The sequence below is a fragment of the Sandaracinobacteroides saxicola genome (assembly GCF_014117445.1).
Lineage (GTDB): Bacteria > Pseudomonadota > Alphaproteobacteria > Sphingomonadales > Sphingomonadaceae > Sandaracinobacteroides_A > Sandaracinobacteroides_A saxicola.
The window spans coordinates 1,825,283-1,846,579 of the sequence record NZ_CP059851.1; the positions used below are offsets into that span (position 1 = coordinate 1,825,283).

Genomic DNA, 21,297 nt, shown 5'->3' on the forward strand with positions numbered 1-21,297 from the left:
CTAATGTCGTCGCGACACGAAGCCGATCAGAAGGCTGAACTTCGGGAGCACCGTGAACATATGGTGATGGTTTGGACGAGCCTTAAGCCGGCGTAGGTTCCCGCCCGCTCGCCGACAGTCTGGTGCGCGATACTGAACTGTAGCGTGCGCTGGGCGCGGAAGGTGTAGGAGAGTGTGGCGGTGGCGTAGCGGTCGTGGCGCTCCGGCTCCGTTGGCGCTGTCGTGCGCCGCTGGGTCGCCGAGATTGCCAATTGCCAAGGTCCGTAAATCCCTTCGACGGCTTGGGTGAAATAGCCTCGCTCGGCATCTTCACGTCCTTCGAAGTTCCATCGCCGAGTCGCTTCGAAATAAAGGCGCAATTGCGCGTAACGGCCATCAAGCGTGCGCTCCGCGCTATTGTCGATCGGGATCGTGATATCGCCGCCCAGCGTCGCCCAGCGCTCTCCGCGTTCAGCGCCGAAGCTGCGGCCATAACGGATGACGCTGGCCTGAAAGCTGGCCTGCACATCGCCCGTGACCGGCACGTTGATCGCATCCCACGTCAGCATCAGGTTGGTCGGCAGCCTGGTGTTGCCAACGCCGCCATCGGCGTAACGGATGCGGCCTTCGTCGAAAGGCCAGCTGTGATGAAGCGGCGTACGATCGACCATGAATGCAGACGCCGTCAGCTGGTGCCAGCCGAAGCGCTCGCTCGGGAACACCTGAATCCGCTCAACCCCCAGCATTTCGCTAGGCTCGTAACCCTGATCGGGCTCTTCGACGAAATCGGCGGAAAAGGGGCCAGGCAGAAGCCAATAGGCACGGCCGAAATTCTGAACGAACTTGCCCACCCGCCACGAACCGATACGGGCGTAGAGTTCCTTGAACTTGCCGCCAACGCGGCGACCGGCGCCCTGGTTGATGAACAGTTCGGCATTGGGATCATCAAGCGGACGTGGTTCACGCGCCTTGAATTGCAGCAGGCCGAACAGACTGATGTCAGGACTGGTTTCCAAGGCGATCACGGTATCGAAGCGAAGATAGGGCTGAAGCGGGCGCGACGGACCACTCCTCGGACTGAGACCGGAAGCCTCGAAATTGGCGAGCGTGTCGAGGGTGAATTTGGGAAACGCCCCGCTCGACATCGACGGCATCTCGGCGGCCATCTCGCCGCGGGCAATCCGTTCTGCCTGACGCCGGTTTCCATTGGTGGTGCCGGGGGCGCCGTTCTGCGCCAATGGTGCAGGCGGCGGGGCCGGACTTTCAACGGCCGCCGCGTGATCATGCGCCATGCCGGGCATATCCGGCGGCATGGTAGCGGGCGGCGGTGCGACGGCATCGGGGTCATAGACCTCGATGGTGGCCATCATGCCTTTGTCCTCATGTTCGAGGATGTGGCAGTGGAACATGAACCTGCCCACGATGCGCGGATCGGTGAACGCCAGGCGCACCACCACCTCGCCATGGATTGGCACTGTCACCGTATCGCGCAGACCTTCGAACGGGACGGGGCGGCCATTGATGCTGACGACCTGGAACGCGACCTGGTGAATGTGGAAGATGTGCAATTCGTTCGAGGAGTTGCGGACCGTCCATTCTTCGGTGGAGCCTAGCGGCACGCGCACATCGATGCGGCTCATGTCGAAGGTCTGGTGATTGATGAAGAAGAGGCCCGTCGTCTTGTCTTCGGAAAAGACGATCAGCCGACGGTTGCCGACCGCGCTTGCGGGAATGGGCTGCTGCTGCGCGGTCGCCACGCCGGCAGGATCGGCGATGGCGGGTGCGGAACCGGTGGGAGGCGCGACGTCGATTGTTGCCATCAATTGCGGCGGGAACCAATCTCCCGCAGGCCCGGTGTCGGTGACCTTCTGTTCAAACGCGAAGCGGCCCGGCGAGGAAGCCGTCGCCAGGACATCGACCCGGTTGGCGGGGCCGATGATTATCTCACGGACCGGTAGCGGCTTTGGCAAGGGCCGCGAATCGCGCCCGATCTCGACGAAGCTGATCCCCGGGGCCGCAAGCCGGAAATAGCCATCGGCGGCCTGGCCGCTGAGACGCCACAACTGCGTTTCACCGGCCTGCATGGCGATCACCGGTGCCAATTGGCCGTTGATGGTCTTCAATTCGCCATGGGCCGGCTTGGGCACATTGTTCAGCCGACCGTCCGGAGCCGGCGAAAACTCCTTCAGAGCCATCAGCCGTTCCTGGAGCGGTCGGGTCGCGGGAACTTGATCCTGAAAACCTTCGATCACTAAGGTGCCACTCAGTCCGCCCATAACCTGCCGCTCGGCGAATTCATGGCCGTGCGTGTGAAACCAGTAGACACCCGGCGCATGGTCCGCCGGGATCGGAATGCGAAACGTCCAACTCTGTCCGGGCAGGATCATGTGCATCGCATCATCGCCATGGCCACGCGGTGAAACGGCCAGCCCGTGAAAGTGCATGTTAGTGGCCTGCGGCAGGCGATTGACCAGCGTGAGTTCGAGCACGTCGCCCGGCTTCAGCCTCAGGATTGGGCCGCCATAATCACCATTGTATGTCGCACCGTCGATGATGCGCTCGCCAATTGCGACCGGCGTTTCTGCTGCGATCAGCGTGACAGCCAGGACGCCGTCCTTGCTGCTGTAGGTCACCGGAGTGCGAAGGGGCGCACCAACCTCTGCCAGGGCTGCGGCGGGCAGAGAAGCGAGACCGCACAGAGCGAGAAATATGGTGCCTCGTTTCGGCCACCACGACGACATCAACGTGGCGAGCAAAATCTTCCGAAATGTGATGGCGACCACGACGCGCTCTTTTCCCGGCGGCCTCAGTGGCCGCCGCTTTGCGCGGCGCGCAGCGTTTCATAGAGAAACCATGTCCGGCGCTCGGCTTCGTCGATCCACACCTCGATCAGGCTGGCTGTGGCCACGTCGTTGTGTTCGTCACAAAGGTCGTGGCTGGCGCGTAGGGCGCGGATATAGGCCTTGTTGTCGTCCATAAGCTCGGCCAGCATGTCGGCGGGTTCGACATAATCCGCGTCGTTGGGCAGAACGCGGGTCATCGCAGCGGCCTGATGAAGTGAGCGCAGCGTTGTCGCGCCGATTTTGCGAACGCGTTCAGCGATATCGTCAGTAATTGCGAAAATCTGATCTGCTTGCTCGTCGAGCAGGAGGTGATAATCGCGAAAATGCGGCCCCGATACATGCCAGTGAAAGTTTTTCGTCTTGAAGTAGAGCGCGAACGCGTCGGCGAGCAGCGCGTTGAGCGCCCCTGCGATATCCTTCACCGCATTGTCGCCAAGATCGGTTGGCGTCGCGAGACGCTGCGCCCCAGCCATTGACAGTCCACTATCGGTCGGCGATTTCAAATTCATTGTCCTTCTCCTTTTGATCATAATCACTTGCACGTTGTCTCATCTTTCCGGCTGCGCCCAAAAGATCACTCGCGTGTTGGAGCGCCGCGTTGGCCAGATTCGGCGACATCTTGCGCGTCGTCGTCGCCGCGAACTGCTACGTGCCGACCGTGCCACCGGCTCGATGCCCGGGTGGTCGGCAGCGGCAGCCGATGTGAGAGTTCCTTCGATCACGGCAGAGCCCCGTTCATGATGAGGAAAATGAACGCGCCGAAAAGCGCCCCGAGCAGGGTGAGACCGAGAATCTCGCAAACCTCGCACGGAAGGCGAAGGTGCCGAACCGGTAAGCCCATCACACCCCGCCACGGTTCGGCTTTTCTGTCGGCGCGGCAGGCGCGTTCGCCGGTCGACTCTCGCCGACCTCGCGCGCCTGAAGGGAAGCGACATAGGCGGCGACGGCCACAAGATCGTCGTCGCGCAGCCTGCCCACAGCCGCCGACATCGTATCGGCAGCCGTGGTGCCGGTGCGACCCCTGTCGTGCATGGTCGTCAGCTGCGCGACGATATAGGGGAATGGCTCGCCCGCGATAGCGGGACTGCGGAGCACCTTTCCCTCGCCTGCCTTGCCATGGCACTGCGCGCACGGGGTGGCAGCGCCGACCACACCCTCGGTCCAGACGACGCGTCCTCGCTCGACGAGCGCGGGCGTGAGCGTCTGCAAGGGCGCAGGGCCGGGATCGAGCTGTGCAACATTCACCGCAAGATCGGCCACATCCTGCGACGACAGCTTGCCTGCCAACGCCTGCATCGGCGGGAATACACGCGTGCCGTTTGCATAGGCGCGCAGTTGCTCGCCGACATAGACCGTGTTGAGTCCCGCCAGGCGCGGCGCGATATGCTTCGGGTTCTCAAGACCGTAATTGCCGCCGCCCTGAGGCCCGTGGCAGGTCGCGCAGGACAGTGCCTCGCGCTCGCCGGACAGGCGGTGCATCTGCGCGTACAGAGCGGCACCGCGCGCAGGATCGGCGGTCGCAAGCTTTGCCTGCCACCCGTCCGGATCCTGGAAAGGTGGACGCGGCGCGCCTCCGTCGCACCCCGCAAGAGTGAGCAGGATTGCAACTGTTGCGATGATCCGTCTGCTCATCGTGCCGTCACCTGCCGTCGGGTGGTGGGGACGCGGTTCGGCTGCACCGAAACCACGACGGACATGCCGGGCCGCAACCGCGCGACCGTCGATGCCGGACCGTCGAGATCGATGCGCACCCCGAATCGCCTGACGATCTTGGTGAAGTTGCCTGTGGCGTTGTCAGGCGGCAGAAGTGCGAAGTCAGAACCGCTTGCCGGTGCGAACGCTGTCACGCGTCCATCGATCCGGGCGTCACCCAGTGCATCCACGCTGACTTTCACCCGGTCGCCGATGGCAATCCTGGCCAACTGTGTTTCGCGGAAATTGGCGATGATCCATCGCCCGCGTGACGGCACCAGAGCGAACACCTGGACGCCCGGCTGAACATACTGGCCAACGCGCGCCATCCGCTCGCCAACCACGCCGTCGGCCGGCGCTGCCAAGACAGTGTATCCGGCCTGTATGCGGGCAAGATCGAGATCGGCTTTCGCAGTCGCAACGTCAGCCTGAAGGCCTGCCGCCTGCGCCACCAGTGTTGCTGCATGCGCCTTCGCCGCATCGACCGCAGCGGCCGCGCGAATCACGTTTGCGGCGCTGCTGTCGCGCGCTGCGCGCGCCTGATCGAGGCTCTCGGTAGTGTAGACCCCCTGCTTCCAAAGCGTCTCGCCACGCGCGAACGATGTTGCACTGCGCTGACGCTCTGCCTGGCCTGCAACACGTGATGCGCGGGCCTGCTCGATGGCGGCGAGGGCCTCCTGCTGTGCCTCCACATTGGCCGCGAGCGCGGCTTCACGTGATCTCAGCACCGCCTCGGCACGCGCCACCTGTGCGACGTAATCTTCTGTCCGCAACCGGACGAGCGGCTCCCCTTCGCGCACGTGTGCAAAGTCGGAGACGAGCACGCGGTCAACATAGCCTGCAACGCGCGGTGCGATAACGGTGACGTCACCCCGCACATAGGCGTCGTCGGTCGATAAAGCCTCTCCGGCCATCGGCGCAAATCCCCATGCGCTTGCGACAATCGCAACGGCAACGAGCCCGAGGCCGGCAAACGCCAGCGAGGCGACGTGCCGCTTCAACGGATAAACCCCGGACGACGCGCCAGCATGACGAGCGGCGCGACCGACAGCCCGACAAGGGCAAGCAACCGGAATGCGTCCTGATAGGCAAGGGCCGAAGCCTGAAGATGCGCACGCCCGACAATCAGCCCGGCGAGATGCCCGTGTGCAGTACCACCTGACACAGCAAGGCCCCCGAATGCCTGAGATGCGGTCGCGGCTGCGGCGTTCACGTTTTCGAGGATTGCTGACTGGTGCAAGTCGGTTCGCAAGCGCAGAAAGGTTGCGGTCAGCGTACCCGCGACTGTACCGCCAAGATTGGCGGCAGCGTTCCATAGCACGCCCGCCGAAGCACCTTGCGTCGGTGACACATCGCCTGTCGCAACGAGGAGCAATGACGTCGCAACGATTGGCACAGTTGTGAAGGCGATGAGCTGCGACGCGCGGAACTCAGGCAGCCCCCAGGTCGAAGTCACCGCAGCGTCCAAGGCGGTGCCGGCTGCGAGCAACATCAGCGCGGTGGCGCACATCGCGCGCGGGTCGAGCCATTTCGCAACATGCGCGGTCAGCGGGTAAAGCAGCACATGGAGCATGACGATCGGCGCAAATACGGTCGCAACCTGGTTGGGCCGCAAACCTGTGAATGTGGCGAGTGCGCCGGGCACGAGCACCGTTGGCTCGACGAGTGGCAATCGCCAGAGGAGGTTGACCGCGAGCGCGACGCCAAACCCGCCGCTCGCCATAAGCCCGATTTCGACGAGTGGTGTTGGATGGACGGTCTCGATGATCAGGAACGCCGCGAGCGCGACGCTGCCGATCAGGAGCAAACCGCCGACCCAGGCGGCGTCGGTCCAGAAGAAGCGGTCGGCCTGCCCGAAGCCAAGCAGCATTGCGGCGAGGCCGATCGCCAGTGCCGCATAGCCGAACCAGTCGAGGCCGGTGATGTGACGGCGATCGAAACCCTCCGCAGGGAACACCGAGAGCGCCACTGCGCCGATGGCGATCGCGGCGATCGCCGTGGCGAGGAAGACCCAGGGCCAGACTGCGCCGCCGTCGAGCCACGCAGCGGCAGGGAGCGCGAGCATCGCGGGCGCGGTGCCGACAAAGGCGACCCAGGCGAGGCCCGGCCATGGGCTGCGCCCCGCAAACGCACGGAAGGCGAGGCCGAAGGCGACGATCGAAAAGCCGCCCGCCGACAGGCCATGCAGCAGGCGCGCTGAAACCGCAGTGCTGAAATTACCCTCCACCGCCGAAGCGAGGCACGCGGCGGCGAACAGGGCGGCAAGCAGCGCGAGATAATGGCGCGGGCCGAGCGCGCGCGACAACGGCGACGCGAGCGGAAGCATGAACACCAGCCCCGCCGGATAGACCACCCGCAGCCACGACGCCTCGACCGTCGACAGCGACAGCCGACCGCCGACGTCGGCAATGCCGACCCCGAGCAGTTGCGCGGTGATCCCGGTCGCGAACGTGCCCGCGAGGGCGACCGCGAAGCCGGCCAGGCGACGCTCGGCGATTACCGGCGACGACGGCGCGGACTCAGGAGCAGCGCTTTGCGCCAGCGTCGCGCCGACCGGGGCCACCGCCTCCGCCATCTCAGCCGCGCATGCCGTGGGGATCGAGCAGGTGCGTGCGCGCCACGCCCTTGGCGAGGCGCGCACGCTTGTCGATTACGCCCGCGTTACCGCTCACGACACGCGCTCGGGCAAGCGGCTCTCCGCCCCGCGCCAGTCGATCAGCGCGCCGAGCCACGCCTCGACATAATCGGGCCGTCGGTTTTGGCGGTCGAGATAATAGGCGTGCTCCCACAGATCGAGGACAAGCAGCGCCGTGACGTTCGGCTCGATCTCGGGACAACCGGCGTCATGCGTTGCCGCAATTGCGAGCGTTCCAGACGGCTTGACGACGAGCCATGCCCAGCCCGATCCGAAGTGTCCGGTCGCGACCGCCGTGAACTGCCGATTGAACCCGTCAATGCCGCCAAGGTCACGGTCGAGCAGCGCGCGCAGCCGGCCAGACGGCGTCGCGGCGTGTGGCGTCATCGACAGCCACTGGATGTCATGGTTGAGGAGCTGACCGACCTGGTTGGCAAGCACGGTGTTGCCGTCGGCGTGGGCGCGGCGCAACAGATCGTGCGCGCCCAGCCCCTCGAGTGCGGTCCCGGCGACAAGCGCATTCGCCTTGTCGACATAGGCCTGGTGATGCTTGCCGTGATGGAACGCAAGCGTGCGTGCCGACACATGAGGCTCGAGTGCGTCCAGCGCGTAAGGCAAGGGCGGCAGGGAAAAGGGCATTGCTGGCTCCATCAGGTGGGGACGGGCATGGGCGCGGATCTGCGACGGACCTGCGCGTCGGCCGGGATGAGGCGGAGATAGGCGCGCTCGAATCCGATCGCAGTTGCAGGGCTGGCCGCGAACAAATGGGCAAGATCAGCCGCGTCCCAGCAGGCGAGTCTGACCGGCCCTGCAGCGACAAGTGTGGCGGCATAGGGGTGGTCGGCGACGAGTGCAGCTTCGCCGATGATCGAACCCGGATCGAGGCGGCCGCGCAGCCGCGTGCCGGCATAGACATCGACCCGCCCCGACGTCAGCACCATGACGGCGTGAGCCCGGTTGCCCTCGCGCGCGAGCACCTCGCCGAGGGCGGCATCGATCCAGCGCAGATCGCGCGCGAGCCGCCGGAACTCGCACAGGCTCATGTGCGGGAATGTTTCTGCTTTCAGCCGCGCAATTTCAGGGGCGAGATCGTCGGGCCGCCGTTCGCGGAGCAGGCGCGCGAGCGCCCAAGCGTTGATGAAGAGATAGACCGATCCCCACAGGATCGGCGGCCAGAGCGGCGTCGCCGCCGCAAAGAAATTGTAGCCGAGCCCGACAAGCCCCGAGGCGATGCCGACGCCCCGCAACCACGCCATGTCGCGCATCGCGAGCGACAGCGCGCCAAGTGCGAACGCAAAATGGCCGACGAGGTCGATGGCGTTCACGGGACAATCACCGTCTTTGGTGGCGCAATTCCTGCCTCCATCGCCGCATGAAGCGCGGCAACGTCGTCGAGGCCGATCGTCGCGACCTCCGACGCGGCATAGCGCCCCTCGGCCACACCGCGCAGGATAGCCTCGAGCGCGGGCGGATCGGGTCGGACCATGAGCATCGAGGCACGAATGCCCCGCGCGAAATCGGCATCAGACGGCGGCTCGGTGGTGCCGACCAGCACACCGCCTTCCACGAGCCAAGGCCGCAGAAGGGCGCGAGTCGAGCCCCCGACCAAGTCGACGACGGCATCGACAGGACCGACCTGCCCTTCGCGCATCGTCTCGGCGGTGACCAGGCGGTCGTAGCCGGCGCCGGCGGCATCCATGCCGCGGTCCCGCGCGACGAGCCCGATCAACGTGCGCGCACCATTTTCGCGAGCGAACTGCGCAAACCAGTGCCCCACGTTGCCGAGTGCGCCCGCAACCAGAACACGCGCTGCGCCCTGAACCGTTTGAGCAAGCGCCCGACCGGTGAGCGCCGGGGTGACGAGCCCGGCCGCCACCGAAGGTGCGACCGCGACGGGCCGCTCGGCGAGCAGCAAGGCAGGAACGGCGACATATTCGCAGGCTGCGCCCGAAGCGCGGTAATCGAGCATCGCGGCCACCGGCGTGCCCGGCGCCCACCCTTCGACGCTCTTGCCGCGCTTGACCACATTGCCCGCCAGGTCCCAGCCGGGAATGGACGGCAGTTCGCGTGGCATCAGGCTGGCGACGCGACCGGCACGGACGTTCAGGTCAAGTGGGTTGATGCCGCAACCGAGCACACGCACCAGCACCTCATGTTCGCCGAGCGGCGGCAGGCGGACCTGTTCGACGGCAAGAACGTGCGGCGGCCCATAGGCCCCGAACCGACACGCGCGCATGTGCAGAGATTGGACATCGATCGCAGGCTCGTCGCGCGCTGCGGTGGGGGCGGCAACGTCAGCCATGGCCAGCGCCCTCGATCGGCGGCAGCACGTCTGAAAACAGCAGACCGATGAGCTGCTGGCCGGCCGCTGTCGACCAGTCCTGCACCAGCTCGGCGATCAGCGTGTTGGTGGCGGTCAGCACCACGCCCGCCGCCGCCATCCGCCGCCGCGCCATCTCTTCGGACACGTCATAGGGCGAGCCGCTGGCGTCGAGCACACCCTGCACCCGATACCCATCGGCAACAGCGGAGATGGCGGGAAACACCAGGCAGACATCAGTCGTCACCGCCGCCATCACCAGATTGCGCTTGCCCGTGGCTTCGACTGCCGCCTTGAAATTCGCGTCGCGCCACGCGTCGGCAATGCCCTGGCGCTTGATGCGCACCGCATACTCGTCGGGGAGCAGCGCGGCGAGTTCGGTCGCGAGCGGCCCCTGTGTGTGATCCTCCTGGCTGGTCGTCAGAACGATCGGCATGTCGAGCACGCGCGCGGTCTTCGCGAGCGCAATTGCCATCCGGAGCGAATGCGCGCGGTCCATCGTCCGGATGAGGCCCATAGTGCCAACCTGATGATCGATCAGCAGCAGCGCGGTGTCCTTTGGTTCGAACGGCGTCGTTTCCATGAATTGGCATCCTTCAGCCCCGTTGGCGCCACGAACGGGTCCCGCCACCCTGGCCTTTGGGCAGCGGGACCCGACGGGCGGCGGAAGGGGGTGATCCGCGGCCCGGGGTGGGTTGCGCGGTCAATGGGGGGCGGACCGTGCGATGCTTTGAATGCCGCAATCTGGCCGGATCTGTCTTTCAGGCACGGATACCGTTTTTCAGTTTCTTGCTGTGCCCGGGCCAAGTGCCTTGTCTTGAGATTGAAGTATTGCAATAGTATCGCTCTACCGTCGCAATTGAGTGCGCGCCTTGGCCGGGCGACGCGCGGCTATCCCGCCTGCGACGAGCAGACGGAAGCATTTCATGACGAGCTTGGCCGATTCCTGCAGCCGCGCGCCTGACGTGTCACCACACGATCATGCCGCGCAAATCGGCTGGCAGGAGCCGCGGTCGTGAACGTCGACTACACGCACATCGACTGGTTTGAAACCGGCCAGGTCGCGCCGTTCGTGATGGCGCGCCAGATGCTCGGCCCGGCTTCGGGCGCAGCGATGTATCGCTGCGCGCAACCCGCTGGAGACATGTCCGACCCGCCAGCAGCAAGCCTGATCCTGGCCCGACTGCGCTCGTCTGCAGCGCCGGGTCTTTTCGACCTGGGGTCGGGCCGAAAATCGTTCACGCCGCTGGTGAACCACATCGCAATCACGATGCCGCATCAGGGCACGACCTATATCCTCGACAAAGCGCACGAGCTCGATGCCTTGGTTTTGCCCGTGGCCGAGATCGACCGCATCGAGCCCGACCGCAGCGGCGCCCCCATCGACTTCGACGGTCTCCACGCGAATTTTGTGCGCGACCAGATCGTCTCGACGCTGCTCGACATGGTCTGGGCGTCCTGTGATGGCGGTTGCGAGAACGAGCGGTTGCTGCAGGAGTCGCTGATCGCGTCGATCATGCATCGACTGCGCACACTGGCCGGGTCGCACGCGCGCAGTCCCGTGGCGTTGGACGCGCAGACGCTTGCTCGCATCGTCGACTGCATCGAAGCCGATCTCGCGGGCGACCACTCCCTGGTCGAACTCAGTGCATCTGTCGGCATGACCGCGTCCGCGTTCCACCGCGCGTTCCGCGAAACCACCGGCAGGACGCCGCACGCCTGGCTGCTCGAGCGCCGCGTGGAACGCGCCAAATGCCTGTTGAGGCAGACGGATGAAACTATTGCCAATGTCGCCTACGATGTCGGCTTCTCGAGCCAGGCGCATCTGACATCGACATTCACCAAGCGACTCGGCGTCAGTCCCGCGCGCTATCGGCGCGAGCAGCGGTCGTGAGCGTTTTGATCAGCGATGCCCTGCTGTCGCCACCTTTGCGACTGGCATACTACGCATCCGACCGGTTCAGCGCGGAGCTGATCTCACCGGGAGCGTCGGTGTGGGAATATGATGATGTCTGTCCGTGCGATGTCGCTCTCTTTGCAACTGCGCCCTTCTCATCGCGCTTCGCCGCCGACTTTTCGCCGATACGTAGTTGTTCATCGCCTGGACGGACGATCAACTTCCATCTCGCCGGCACCTCCATAAAGGAGCGCGAGGTCACGCTTACCGGCCGCCATCTCGTTGTGGGTTTCCAGTCGGGCATCGGAACGCACGCGGGGGTCGGCAACGCAGCGCCGCTCCAATTCCATCGTGATGCGCGCGCGCAGATGCTGGTCGATGAAGTGTGTCGGACATTGTTATCGGAAACGAGTGCGCTTCCCGGCGAAGCTTTGCTGATTGACGGTCTGTTGACCGCGTTGCAGGGGCTGATCCTGTCGGCAGCAGCTCCCTCTCGGCTTGCCGCGAAACGCGCGTGTCTGTCAGATGCCGAGGCCGCGCTTGTGGCCGATCACATCGAAGCATCGTTGGACGATGGCCACTCGCTGGCGAGCTTGGCAACGCTTGTCGGCCGCGAACCGATCAGCTTCACCCGGGCATTTCTTGATCGCTTCCGCCAAACGCCGCATCAATATCTGATCGACCGGCGCATTCAGCGTGCGCGCGAATTGCTTGAGGGGAGTTCGCAGACGATCGCGGACATTGCCTATGGCGTAGGCTTCTCCAGCCAGGCGCACCTGACATCGACCTTCACGAAGCGGCTTGGCGTCAGCCCGGCGCGCTATCGCCGGGAATGCAAACTTTAAGGCAAGCGTCCGAGACAATGGCCACCATTGGCAGAATTGCGAAATTCTGTTCGGTTGGTTGAAAGACAGCGAGACCGTCCGCTGTCAGCGTGATCGCGACGTTCCATCGCAAGGCCCCCGACATGATCAACACTGGCATCGAAGAGCGCATCGCGCGACTGGAGGCCGAGGCGGCCGTTCGCCAGACAATTGCCAGCTTTTCCGATGCGGTCGGGCGCGATGACCGGCCCGCGTTCCACGCGCTGTGGACCGAGAACTGCGTGTGGGAAATCGGCGAGCCCTATCTACTCGTCGGGCGCGGCATCGGCGAGATCGCGCCGATGCTCGACCGGCTGATGGTGGGCTGGGAATTCTTCGTGCAGCTGACGCATTCCAGCGCCGTCGACATCGCCGATGATCTCGAGCATGCGACGGCGCGATCCGAAATCCGCGAATTCGCGCGCCAGACCGACCAGTCGCGCAGCTACGACAATTTCGCGATCTACGACGACGCGCTGGTAAAGGTCGACGGCCACTGGCGCTTCGCGCGGCGCAGCTACCACTATATCTGGGTCGACGACACGCGGATCACTGGCCACGGCTACAAGCTGCCGCCGAACCTGGGACGACCGTTGGCCCTGCAGAGGCGGCTCGACTGATCCTATTGACGGATGCGCCACTTCGTCCCGGTCGCGACCATCTCGGCCACGGGTCCTGCGAAGAACGTCCATGCATCCTCGTCGTCGACCGGCGGGCGCAGCTTTCCGAGCGCCCGCCGTTCTCTCAGCCCGGCCTCGGAAGCCCGCCGCGCTAATTCAGCGGCGTCGATCTTCAGCGAGTTGGAAGCCTGCGCGATCGCCTTGACGATGCCAGGTGCGAGGAAACGGTCTTCTTGCGTAAATGCGATCCCTCGCGGCGAGGGCTCACCGTCAATGGTCCCCGCATTGTTAACGCCCTGCGCGTCGAGCCACGCGACGCGAAGGTACGAGTCGAGGGCAGCCGGGTAGTCGCCAATCTTTTTGAACGCCTCGGCCTGCTCAAGCCTGGTATTACGATAAAGGCCTAGAGACCGGGTCCGAATAAATTCGACTTGCTCGTCAGTCAGGCGATCGGGATCGGTTGCCAGCGATGCGGTGCGGCGAGCTCTCCAATCTTTGACCGGAGAGTCGACCGGCAGCAGCACGAAGAAGCGGATCGATACGCCGTCCGCGCCGACAACTATGTCGTAGAGTTCGGCCCCGTGCACATGACCGGCGTCGATTACCGGCCCCACAAGCTCCGCCGCGACTTCCCTCGGCAGATATCCGATGTGCAATTCTTCCTGACGGACGCCGCGCAGCAACCGGCGGCAGCTGGCATAACCCAGCACTTTCACCGCGTTGGGGTCGTGTGGGTTGCCGCGTTCGCGCTCTAGCCTGACGCCATAATGTTCACCCTGCCTCTCGGCCAGACGAACTGCTTCGACAAACCTGCGAACCTCATTGGCACGGAAAGAAGTTCCTGCAACGGCTAGCAGCGGCGTCGTCTGCACCCATTTGCCGAGAGGTCGCATCCGACCGGTGCCGACACTCGTTTCCATCTCCGACACGTTCGGACGATCGATGCTTAGTCGTCAAGGTAGTCTTTGCGGGGAGCTATGCGTCTTCGCAGGAATCTGAAAACCGCCTTCCGCGACTGAAAGACCGTAGCCTCGAAGCGGCGCATGACTTGCTCAGATGACGAGGTGTGCCGATGGCTAATGATGCGAACCAAGTGATGATCATCGGCGCAGGCCCCGTCGGCATGACGATGGCGGCGCACCTCGCGCGCTTCGGTGTTGGGGTCAGGATCGTCGACAAGCGCGCCGGGCCCGTGGAACATAGCCATGCGAGCGTCGTCCACACCCGCACCCGAGAGATGTTCGACGCGATGGGCATTGCGGAGGACTTCAACGCGCAAGGGCATCGCTTCGAGGAGCTTAGCTTTCATGCGCTGGGGCGGCACCTTGCGACTGTCCGCCTGTTCGGCGTCGACGGCGATCAGGACCGAGGACCGCTCGACATCGGCCAGGACAAGACCGAGCGCATCCTCATCGCGCATCTCGCTGCGCTCGGCGTTGTTGTCGAGCGGCCCGTCGAAGCTGTCGCCGTCGAGCAGGACGCCGGCAGCTGCCGCGTCACGCTGAGACACCCTGACGGTCGCGAGGAGATTGCCGAGGCGGCCTATGTGTGCGGCTGCGAAGGCTCGAACAGTATCGTCCGCAAGACGGCTGACATCCCTTTCGAGGGCGAGCGCTACACGGGTTTCGAGTTCGTCCAGACCGATGCGCGGGTGCATGCCTCGCTCGTGCCGGGTCGCGGTTACGTCTTTATCAACCACGACCGCTTCCTCGGCCTGTTTCCATTCGACGGAAAGGGCCTCTACCGCGTGCTGTGCGCCCGGCCCGACCAGGATGCGACCGACACTTCGGATCCGACGCTGCTTGAAATGGAAAATATCGTCCGTGACGTCGTCGATCCGCAAGCGACGCTATCGGACCCGCTCTGGCTCAACCGTTTCCGCACTCAGCACCGTGTTGCGGGTGCCTTCCGCGCCGGCGCACGGATGTTCATCGCCGGCGATGCCGGTCACGTCCATGTCCCTGTAGCGGGCCAAGGCATGAACACGGGCATGCAGGACGCGTTCAACCTGTCCTGGAAGCTTGCGTCGGTTATTCGGGGCTGGGCGCCAGCGTCGCTCCTCGACAGCTACGATGCCGAGCGCCAGCCCAAGGCGGAACGCCTTATTAACTTCACCGACGGCGGCTTCCGTCGTCTCGTGACCCCAAACGCGGCGACAGAGGCGGCAATTCGGCTGCTTGGCGCCTCGTTTCTCAACACAACGCGGGTTCAAGATAGACTGCGTGCGGCGGTGGAGGAAGTCGACCTCCATTACCGCGGCGGTGCGCTTGCCGAATCATACGACGGCTCAGGAGGTGTGCTGGGCGGTGACCGTGTCCCCGATGCGCAGGTCGTGCGCGGGCCTGGTCGTCGCGCGTCGCGCATCCAGCAGCTGTTCCGGGGCACTCACTGGACTGCGCTGTTCCTTGCGGGCAAGCGCGGCGATGCGCACGACCTGATCGACATCGCCGATGAGCTGGTCGGCATATACGGCGAACGAATCAAGGCGTTCGTCATCACGCCAACGCTGTGCTTCGGAAACGGAGACGCCGCCCTCGTCGAACTTGTCCATGACGTCGACGACGAAGCGCATCATGCCTTTGGAGTCTCTGACCCTACGCTGATCCTCGTTCGCCCCGACTGGTATGTCGGCCTGCGCTGCAGCGCGCACAATGCCTCAGCGATCGAGAACTACCTCGCCAAGGTGCTCATTGCGACACCGAGCGCGGTCGCGGCCTGATATGCGCCTCAACGCCGCCCAGACCGCACTGCTGCTCATCGACCTGCAGCCCGGCTCAATTGCCATGCTCGAGGCCGAAGTCGCGAGCGATTTGGAGACCAGCGTCGACGCGTTGCGGCGCGTTGCCGACATACACGCGGTGCCGATCATCGCCACAGCGGGCAAGCGGCCCGAGGGCTCGCATCTGATCGCGGCACTGGACGATCTTGCCCGGATCGACCGCATGACCGCCGACGCCTTCGACGATGGCGAGTTGGCCAATGCGGTGTTTGCTTTGGGTCGGAAGACGCTGATCACCGCCGGGGTTGCAACCGACATTGGCGTGGCGTTTGCGGTCGAAAGCGCGATCGGCCTCGGGCTGGACGTCGTCGTCCCGCTCGACGCATGCGCAACGACGACCCCGATCGCCGCAGGTGCCGCGCAGGCCCGACTGGTCCAGCTGGGCGCTCGAATCGCAACTGTCCAAGCGGTCGCCGCCGGGCTGATGCGCCGCTTCGACGGACCGACTGCCGCGGCGACCGCGCCGATTATCGCAGCGCTTGCCGAGGCGGCGAATGGGCGAAGGCCCTCGACCCGATGAGCGACACGCCCGCGCCTGAGACGGCACCCGCCACATCTACCGACGCCCCGCGTGTCCCGACCAGCAAGCGCGCGATCCCGCTCATCATTCTTGCGGGCGTCGCGCTGGGCGGCGGTGGCTGGTGGTATTCGGGGCGTGACCTCGTCTCAACTGACGATGCGTTCGTCGAGGCCCATGTCAGCGAGATAAGGGCCGAGGTGGCTGGCAGGATCACCGCGATGCGCGTGCGTGACAATCAGGTCGTCGCAATGGGCACGCCGATGTTCGATATTGACCCGGCGACCTACCAGATCCGCGTCGACCGCGCCGAAGCAACGCTGGGGCAGACGCAGGCGCAGATCGGCACCGCCCAGCTCACCGTCGATCAGACGCGCGTCCAGTCTCCCGCCGCGTTCGAAAGCGCGCAGGCGCAGGTGTCATCGGCCGTCGCGACGCTCGCCCGCGCCCGTGCTGATCTCGCACGGCTTCGCGCGATCGACCCGAAAGTTACGACGCAGCAGGCGATCGATCTCGCGCTTTCCAATGAGCGTTCGGCGGCAGCGGCACTCGCCGACGCGAGGGCGCGTGCCGCGTCGGCGGGCACGGTAGGCACGCAGATCGCAGTTGCGTCGAACCGTGTCGGAGAACTTCGCGCGACGATGGCGGTGCAGCGCGCCGACCTCGCCTCGGCGCAAGTCGACCTCCAGCGAACGCGGGTCGTCGCACCCGTAAGCGGCCGGGTCGCCCGCCGCTCGGCTGAGGTCGGGAGCTACGCGCAGCCTGGACAGCTCCTCGCGCTCGTCGTGCAGAACGATCCCTGGATCGTCGCCAATCTGAAGGAGACGCAGCTCGCGCGCGTGCGCATCGGTGACCGGGTTGACATCACGGTCGACGCCTATGGCGGCCTGAAGCTGAGAGGTGTGGTAGACTCAATCCAGGCCGGGTCTGGCTCACGCTTTTCGGCATTTCCGGCTGAGAACGCTACCGGCAACTTCGTCAAGGTCGTCCAGCGGGTGCCGGTCAAGATCCGTATCACCTCGGGCCTCAACCCCAAGCTGCCGTTGGGCCCGGGGATGTCGGTCGTGTCCACGATCCGGGTTTCAAACTGATGGCGAGTGCGGTCGCCAGCGTGGAGCCGACCGCCGTCCCGACCGCGATCAGCGAGCGTCGGCGCATCGTAATAGCACTGACCGTGACGATCGCCGCCTTCATGGAGGTGCTCGACGCTACCATCATCAACGTCGCGTTGCGGCACATAGCCGGAAGCTTGGGTGCGGGCAGCGATGAGAGCACGTGGGTTCTGACCGCATATCTGGTCTCGAACGGCATCGTGCTGCCTTTGGCAGGCTGGCTGTCGGGGCTGATCGGGCGCAAGCGGTTCTTCATAGGTTCGGTGCTTGCGTTCTGCGCGCTGTCGCTCGCCTGCGGGCTTGCCACTTCGCTACCGATGCTGGTCGTCTTCCGGCTGGTGCAGGGGATTGCAGGAGGCGGGTTGCAGCCTTCGCAGCAAGCGATCCTGGTAGATACCTTCCCGCCCGAACGACGAGCTTTCGCGTTTACGCTTGCAGGAATTGCCACGATCATCGCGCCAATTCTCGGCCCAGCGCTTGGCGGGGTGATTACAGACAATATGAGCTGGCGCTGGGTATTCCTTATCAACGTGCCGGTAGGCGTTGGGGCTGCTTACCTGCTGTATCGTCTGCTTCCTGACAAACCTCCGACGCGCGATCCTGAGGCCCGTCGGATCGATATGATAGGGCTAGGTCTGGCGATCGTCGCCTTCGGGTGCCTTCAAGTCGTTCTCGACAAAGGCCAGCAAGAAGATTGGTTCACCAGCCCGTTCATCTTGTTCTTCGCCGGTCTTTCGATCTCGGCATTCATGGTTGGGATTTGGTGGCTCTTGGGCCAGCGCCGCCCGATTATCGACCTGTTCCTGTTTCGGGACCGCAATTTTGCGATTGGTTGCGTGCTCAACTTTGCGATGGGCGTGACAATCTTTGCCGGCGCGGTGCTGCTCCCGGCAATGCTTCAGCGCGATTTCAACTACACTGCGACCTGGTCGGGTTTCGTGCTCGCGCCGGCCGCGATCATGATCCTTATGCTGATGCCAGCCACTCGTACGCTCATGAGCGCGTTAAGCCCGCGGATTCTGATCCCCTTTGGCTTCGCGTTGACCGGCGCGGGGATGTACCTGTCCAGCTTCATCGACCCCAATCAGTCCTTCACCATGTTCGTTCTGTTCCGCTGCGCGCAGGCGTTGGGCGTGCTGTTCCTGATGGTGCCAATTTCGACGATCACATTCGCCGACATCCGTCCCAGAGACAGCGATAACGCGGCTTCGTTGGTCGCGTTGTCGCGCAATCTCGGCGGGTCGGTCGGGATCAGCCTGGTTACTGCCTATGCCGACCGGCTTTCGCAGGCGCACCAATCGGCGCTGGCGGCGCACCTCGCGCCCGGCAGCTTCGGATACGAGGCGCTGCGCGAGCTTTATGGACGGACGATGACTAGCGATACGGTCTCAGCCAAACTTTACGCGGAGCTGCTGCGTCAATCGTCGATCCTCGCCTACCTCACAATTTACCAATGGCTCGCGGTGCTGCTGCTGATGTGCCTTCCTCTGGCACTCGCCTTGCGAAAACCGCGAAATATTGGTGCGATATCAGGAGCACGACATTGATCCCCTGGCGCACGCAATCCAATGAAGGCCTGCGCGCCGTCATCGGAATAACATCGCCCCTGTTTCTAGCGGGTTGCATGGTCGGGCCGGACTATGCCGCGCTCCCCCCGCCTGCTCCCCCCGCCTTTGTCGGGGAGCCGTCCAGGCCATCACCGCTGGCCGAAGCTGAAGTGCCAGCCGAATGGTGGCGCACGCTTGGCGACGCGATGCTGGACGAACTGGTCGAAGAGGCGCTTGCGGCAAATCTCGACATCGCGACCGCGCTGGCACGGATCGACGAGGCACGCGCTAGCCGCACCGCCGTTGCGGCGGGGTTGCTGCCTCAAATCACCGGCTCGGGGAGCGTGGGTGAGAGCAGCGTCAGCCGGAATACCCCGAACGGTGCATTTCTGCCGCAACGGACCAATCCGAGCTTCAATCTCGGGGCCAATGTTGCCTGGGAGACCGACCTGTTTGGGGGCCTGCGCCGCTCGGTCGAAGCGGCCGATGCGCGGATCGGCGGAGCCCAAGCATCCGCGGACGCCGTTCGGCTCGCCACCGCCAGCGAGGTGGCCCGGCAGTATGTCGCCCTACGCGGGATCCAGACGCGGCTTGCAGTCGCGGACGACAACATTGCCGCCGCCCGTGCGTTACGCGATGTGGCGCGCGAAAAGCGGATCGGCGGGATCGGCACCGCGCTCGACGAAACCCGCGCCGCTGCGCAGCTCGAACTGGCACGCGCCGCGGCGCCGCCCTTGCGGACGGCCGCGCGCACGCTGATGCATGGGCTGGCGGTGCTCACCGCGCAGCCGCCGACGGCACTGATGGCACGGCTTGAGACCGCCATACCAATTCCGCAGCCTCCGCTGGTCGTCGCGGCGGGGTTGCCGGCATCGGTACTGCTGCGTCGGCCCGACATGCGGGTCGCCGAACGCACCTATGCCGCTGCGGTCGCCAACATCGGGGTCGCCAAAGTCGAGGCGCTGCCCCGCCTGACGCTCACTGGAAGTGGTGGCGGTTCGAGCACGGCACTCAGCAATTTGCTCGCCGCACCCAGCCTTGTCTGGCAGGCGCTCGGCACGCTGGCGGGGCCGATCTTTGATGGTGGCCGTGCCAAAAGTAATATTGTGGCGGCGCGCGCCCGCGCAGAGCAGGCACGGCTCACCTATCAGCAGACCGCATTGGTTGCGTTGCGCGAGGTCGAGGACGCGCTGGTCGCGCTGCAAAACGATCGCGCGCTGCTCGAAACTCTGACCGCACAGGCCGAACAGACCTCGGAGGCGGTGCGCCTGACACGGATCGCCTATCGCGGCGGCATCGCCGATTTCACGACCGTCCTTGATGCCGAGCGCACCGACGCTCAGGCCAAGGATCAATTGGCGAATGCGAAAGCGGTCGCGGCCAGCGATCTCATCGCGTTGTACCGTGTGTTGGGGGGCGGAGCTCCGATGGGCGGCGTCAATTCCGATCCCGCCAGTCGCAGGGCCAACGCATTCATCAAGCCATTGTCTGAGAATAGCGTCACTCCGCGGCAGTCCGTTCAGCATGAAGCTAATCGCGAGTGACCTGATGCCTTTCGATATCCGCCAACTTCGTCATGCGATTGCGGCGGCTGATCATGGCAGCTTCTACCGAGCCGCGCGGGCGCTTGACGTCGAGCAGTCCACGCTCAGCCGCTCGGTTCAAAAACTGGAGCGGATTGTCGGTACCGCGATTTTTGAACGATCGAGAGCCGGCGTTTCTATGACGACAGCCGGGAAAGCTTTCATCCGGGGTGCACGACCGATGGTAGCCACTGCGGACAATTTAATGACAATTATGCGCGCTGTCGGACAAGGACGTGCCGGCGTATTGATCTTTGGACACAATAGCTCTGTTTCTGCTGGCAACTTGCGGGCAACAATAATGAACTGGCGCGATACCTATCCCGACGTGGAGATTGAATGCGTAGAAGCTGATCGCGGTGCGTTACTCGCAGGGCTTGATAGCGGTGAGATTGATATTGCTTTCCTGTTGGGGGAAATAAGGCATGCGGATCTCCGCATTTTGCCTCTGTGGAGCGAACGCATTTTTTTAGCTCTATCGACGATAAACCCGCTCGCAAAATCTGAGATTATTCATTGGACTGACCTCCGCTGCCAGCGGGTATTGCTGCCAGTTGCAGACCCTGGAGCCGAGTTGCGAGACATGCTTTTAGGACGGTTGGGCGCTTTGGGCCGTCAGCCGGAGATCCATATGCGTCGGTCGAGCCGGGAGACTTTGTTGAGCACCTTGGGCGGAGGCTTGGACGTCACCATTGTTTGTGAAGGTTCGATTGGCGCGCGTTACCCCGAGGTAGTCTATCGACCAATACATGGTGAGCAAGGGCAAGCTCTCGCGGGTTACTCGGCATACTGGCGAGATGAGCGAGACAACGCGGCCTTGCAGCGTTTCCTTGTATTCGTTGGCCAGCGATATGCGCTTTCGTTCGATCTTCCGAAATTAGGCAAACAGCTGAAATCAGGAGGTTTGTGA

The 21,297-nt window shown here is 64.3% G+C and carries 19 protein-coding genes; 9 read left to right on the plus strand and 10 right to left on the minus strand.

Translation table 11 applies throughout. The features are described 5' to 3' along the window. Positions 1-26: 26 nt before the first annotated feature. The 9 genes from H3309_RS09140 to H3309_RS09180 all read right to left on the minus strand — a co-directional run bounded on the left by H3309_RS09140 (position 27) and on the right by H3309_RS09180 (position 10,052). A complete protein-coding gene (locus H3309_RS09140) occupies positions 27-2,762 on the minus strand; it encodes a multicopper oxidase family protein (RefSeq protein WP_182294437.1) in 2,736 nt (911 codons plus the stop codon). Positions 2,763-2,785: 23 nt separating this feature from the next. Then, positions 2,786-3,331 (minus strand): Dps family protein, encoded by a 546-nt coding sequence (locus H3309_RS09145; RefSeq protein WP_182294438.1) that lies wholly within the window; start codon positions 3,329-3,331, stop codon positions 2,786-2,788. A 331-nt stretch (positions 3,332-3,662) separates the two neighbouring features. Beyond that, positions 3,663-4,454 carry a c-type cytochrome gene (locus H3309_RS09150; RefSeq protein ID WP_182294439.1) on the minus strand — a complete coding sequence of 264 codons (792 nt, stop codon included), beginning with the start codon at positions 4,452-4,454 and terminating at the stop codon, positions 3,663-3,665. After that, a complete protein-coding gene (locus H3309_RS09155; RefSeq protein ID WP_182294440.1) occupies positions 4,451-5,515 on the minus strand; it encodes an HlyD family secretion protein in 1,065 nt (354 codons plus the stop codon). Before H3309_RS09155 ends, H3309_RS09150 begins: the two co-directional genes overlap by 4 nt. Beyond that, complete coding sequence (locus tag H3309_RS09160; protein WP_182294441.1) at positions 5,512-7,089, minus strand: efflux MFS transporter permease; 1,578 nt, start codon at positions 7,087-7,089, stop codon at positions 5,512-5,514. The genes H3309_RS09155 and H3309_RS09160 overlap by 4 nt, the downstream gene beginning before the upstream one ends. Before the next feature lie 93 nt (positions 7,090-7,182). Beyond that, complete coding sequence (locus H3309_RS09165; protein WP_182294442.1) at positions 7,183-7,788, minus strand: superoxide dismutase; 606 nt, start codon at positions 7,786-7,788, stop codon at positions 7,183-7,185. Between the two features lie 11 nt (positions 7,789-7,799). Beyond that, positions 7,800-8,474 (minus strand): Crp/Fnr family transcriptional regulator, encoded by a 675-nt coding sequence (locus H3309_RS09170; RefSeq protein WP_182294443.1) that lies wholly within the window; start codon positions 8,472-8,474, stop codon positions 7,800-7,802. Further along, positions 8,471-9,451 carry an NADP-dependent oxidoreductase gene (locus H3309_RS09175; protein ID WP_182294444.1) on the minus strand — a complete coding sequence of 327 codons (981 nt, stop codon included), beginning with the start codon at positions 9,449-9,451 and terminating at the stop codon, positions 8,471-8,473. The genes H3309_RS09170 and H3309_RS09175 overlap by 4 nt, the downstream gene beginning before the upstream one ends. Next, a complete protein-coding gene (locus H3309_RS09180; RefSeq protein WP_182294445.1) occupies positions 9,444-10,052 on the minus strand; it encodes an isochorismatase family protein in 609 nt (202 codons plus the stop codon). Before H3309_RS09180 ends, H3309_RS09175 begins: the two co-directional genes overlap by 8 nt. A gap of 432 nt (positions 10,053-10,484) precedes the next feature. Between H3309_RS09180 and H3309_RS09185 the strand changes: the two genes are divergently transcribed. The 3 genes from H3309_RS09185 to H3309_RS09195 all read left to right on the plus strand — a co-directional run bounded on the left by H3309_RS09185 (position 10,485) and on the right by H3309_RS09195 (position 12,849). Further along, on the plus strand, positions 10,485-11,363 hold the full coding sequence (locus tag H3309_RS09185; RefSeq protein WP_182294446.1) for a helix-turn-helix domain-containing protein: 879 nt from the start codon (positions 10,485-10,487) through the stop codon (positions 11,361-11,363). Continuing rightward, positions 11,360-12,211, plus strand: coding sequence for an AraC family transcriptional regulator (locus tag H3309_RS09190; RefSeq protein ID WP_182294447.1), 852 nt, complete (start codon positions 11,360-11,362; stop codon positions 12,209-12,211). Before H3309_RS09185 ends, H3309_RS09190 begins: the two co-directional genes overlap by 4 nt. An 89-nt stretch (positions 12,212-12,300) precedes the next feature. Then, positions 12,301-12,849: a nuclear transport factor 2 family protein gene (locus H3309_RS09195; RefSeq protein WP_182294448.1), complete on the plus strand. Its 549-nt coding sequence runs from the start codon at positions 12,301-12,303 to the stop codon at positions 12,847-12,849. Between the two features lie 2 nt (positions 12,850-12,851). Here H3309_RS09195 and H3309_RS09200 read toward each other — a convergent pair whose 3' ends face one another. Then, positions 12,852-13,769 carry an HIRAN domain-containing protein gene (locus tag H3309_RS09200; protein ID WP_182294449.1) on the minus strand — a complete coding sequence of 306 codons (918 nt, stop codon included), beginning with the start codon at positions 13,767-13,769 and terminating at the stop codon, positions 12,852-12,854. A gap of 152 nt (positions 13,770-13,921) precedes the next feature. On the opposite strand from H3309_RS09200, the gene H3309_RS09205 reads away from it, so the two are divergent. The 6 genes from H3309_RS09205 to H3309_RS09230 are packed head-to-tail and all read left to right on the plus strand — an operon-like array spanning position 13,922 to position 21,297. Beyond that, on the plus strand, positions 13,922-15,568 hold the full coding sequence (locus H3309_RS09205) for an FAD-dependent monooxygenase (protein ID WP_182294450.1): 1,647 nt from the start codon (positions 13,922-13,924) through the stop codon (positions 15,566-15,568). A gap of 1 nt (position 15,569) precedes the next feature. Then, entirely contained in the window at positions 15,570-16,148 is a 579-nt protein-coding gene (locus H3309_RS09210; protein ID WP_182294451.1) for an isochorismatase family protein, read from the plus strand. Further along, positions 16,145-17,236 (plus strand): HlyD family secretion protein, encoded by a 1,092-nt coding sequence (locus H3309_RS09215; protein WP_182294452.1) that lies wholly within the window; start codon positions 16,145-16,147, stop codon positions 17,234-17,236. Before H3309_RS09210 ends, H3309_RS09215 begins: the two co-directional genes overlap by 4 nt. Further along, complete coding sequence (locus tag H3309_RS09220; protein ID WP_182294453.1) at positions 17,236-18,804, plus strand: DHA2 family efflux MFS transporter permease subunit; 1,569 nt, start codon at positions 17,236-17,238, stop codon at positions 18,802-18,804. Before H3309_RS09215 ends, H3309_RS09220 begins: the two co-directional genes overlap by 1 nt. Beyond that, a complete protein-coding gene (locus H3309_RS09225; protein WP_182294454.1) occupies positions 18,801-20,348 on the plus strand; it encodes an efflux transporter outer membrane subunit in 1,548 nt (515 codons plus the stop codon). Before H3309_RS09220 ends, H3309_RS09225 begins: the two co-directional genes overlap by 4 nt. Continuing rightward, complete coding sequence (locus H3309_RS09230) at positions 20,329-21,297, plus strand: LysR family transcriptional regulator (RefSeq protein ID WP_182294455.1); 969 nt, start codon at positions 20,329-20,331, stop codon at positions 21,295-21,297. The genes H3309_RS09225 and H3309_RS09230 overlap by 20 nt, the downstream gene beginning before the upstream one ends.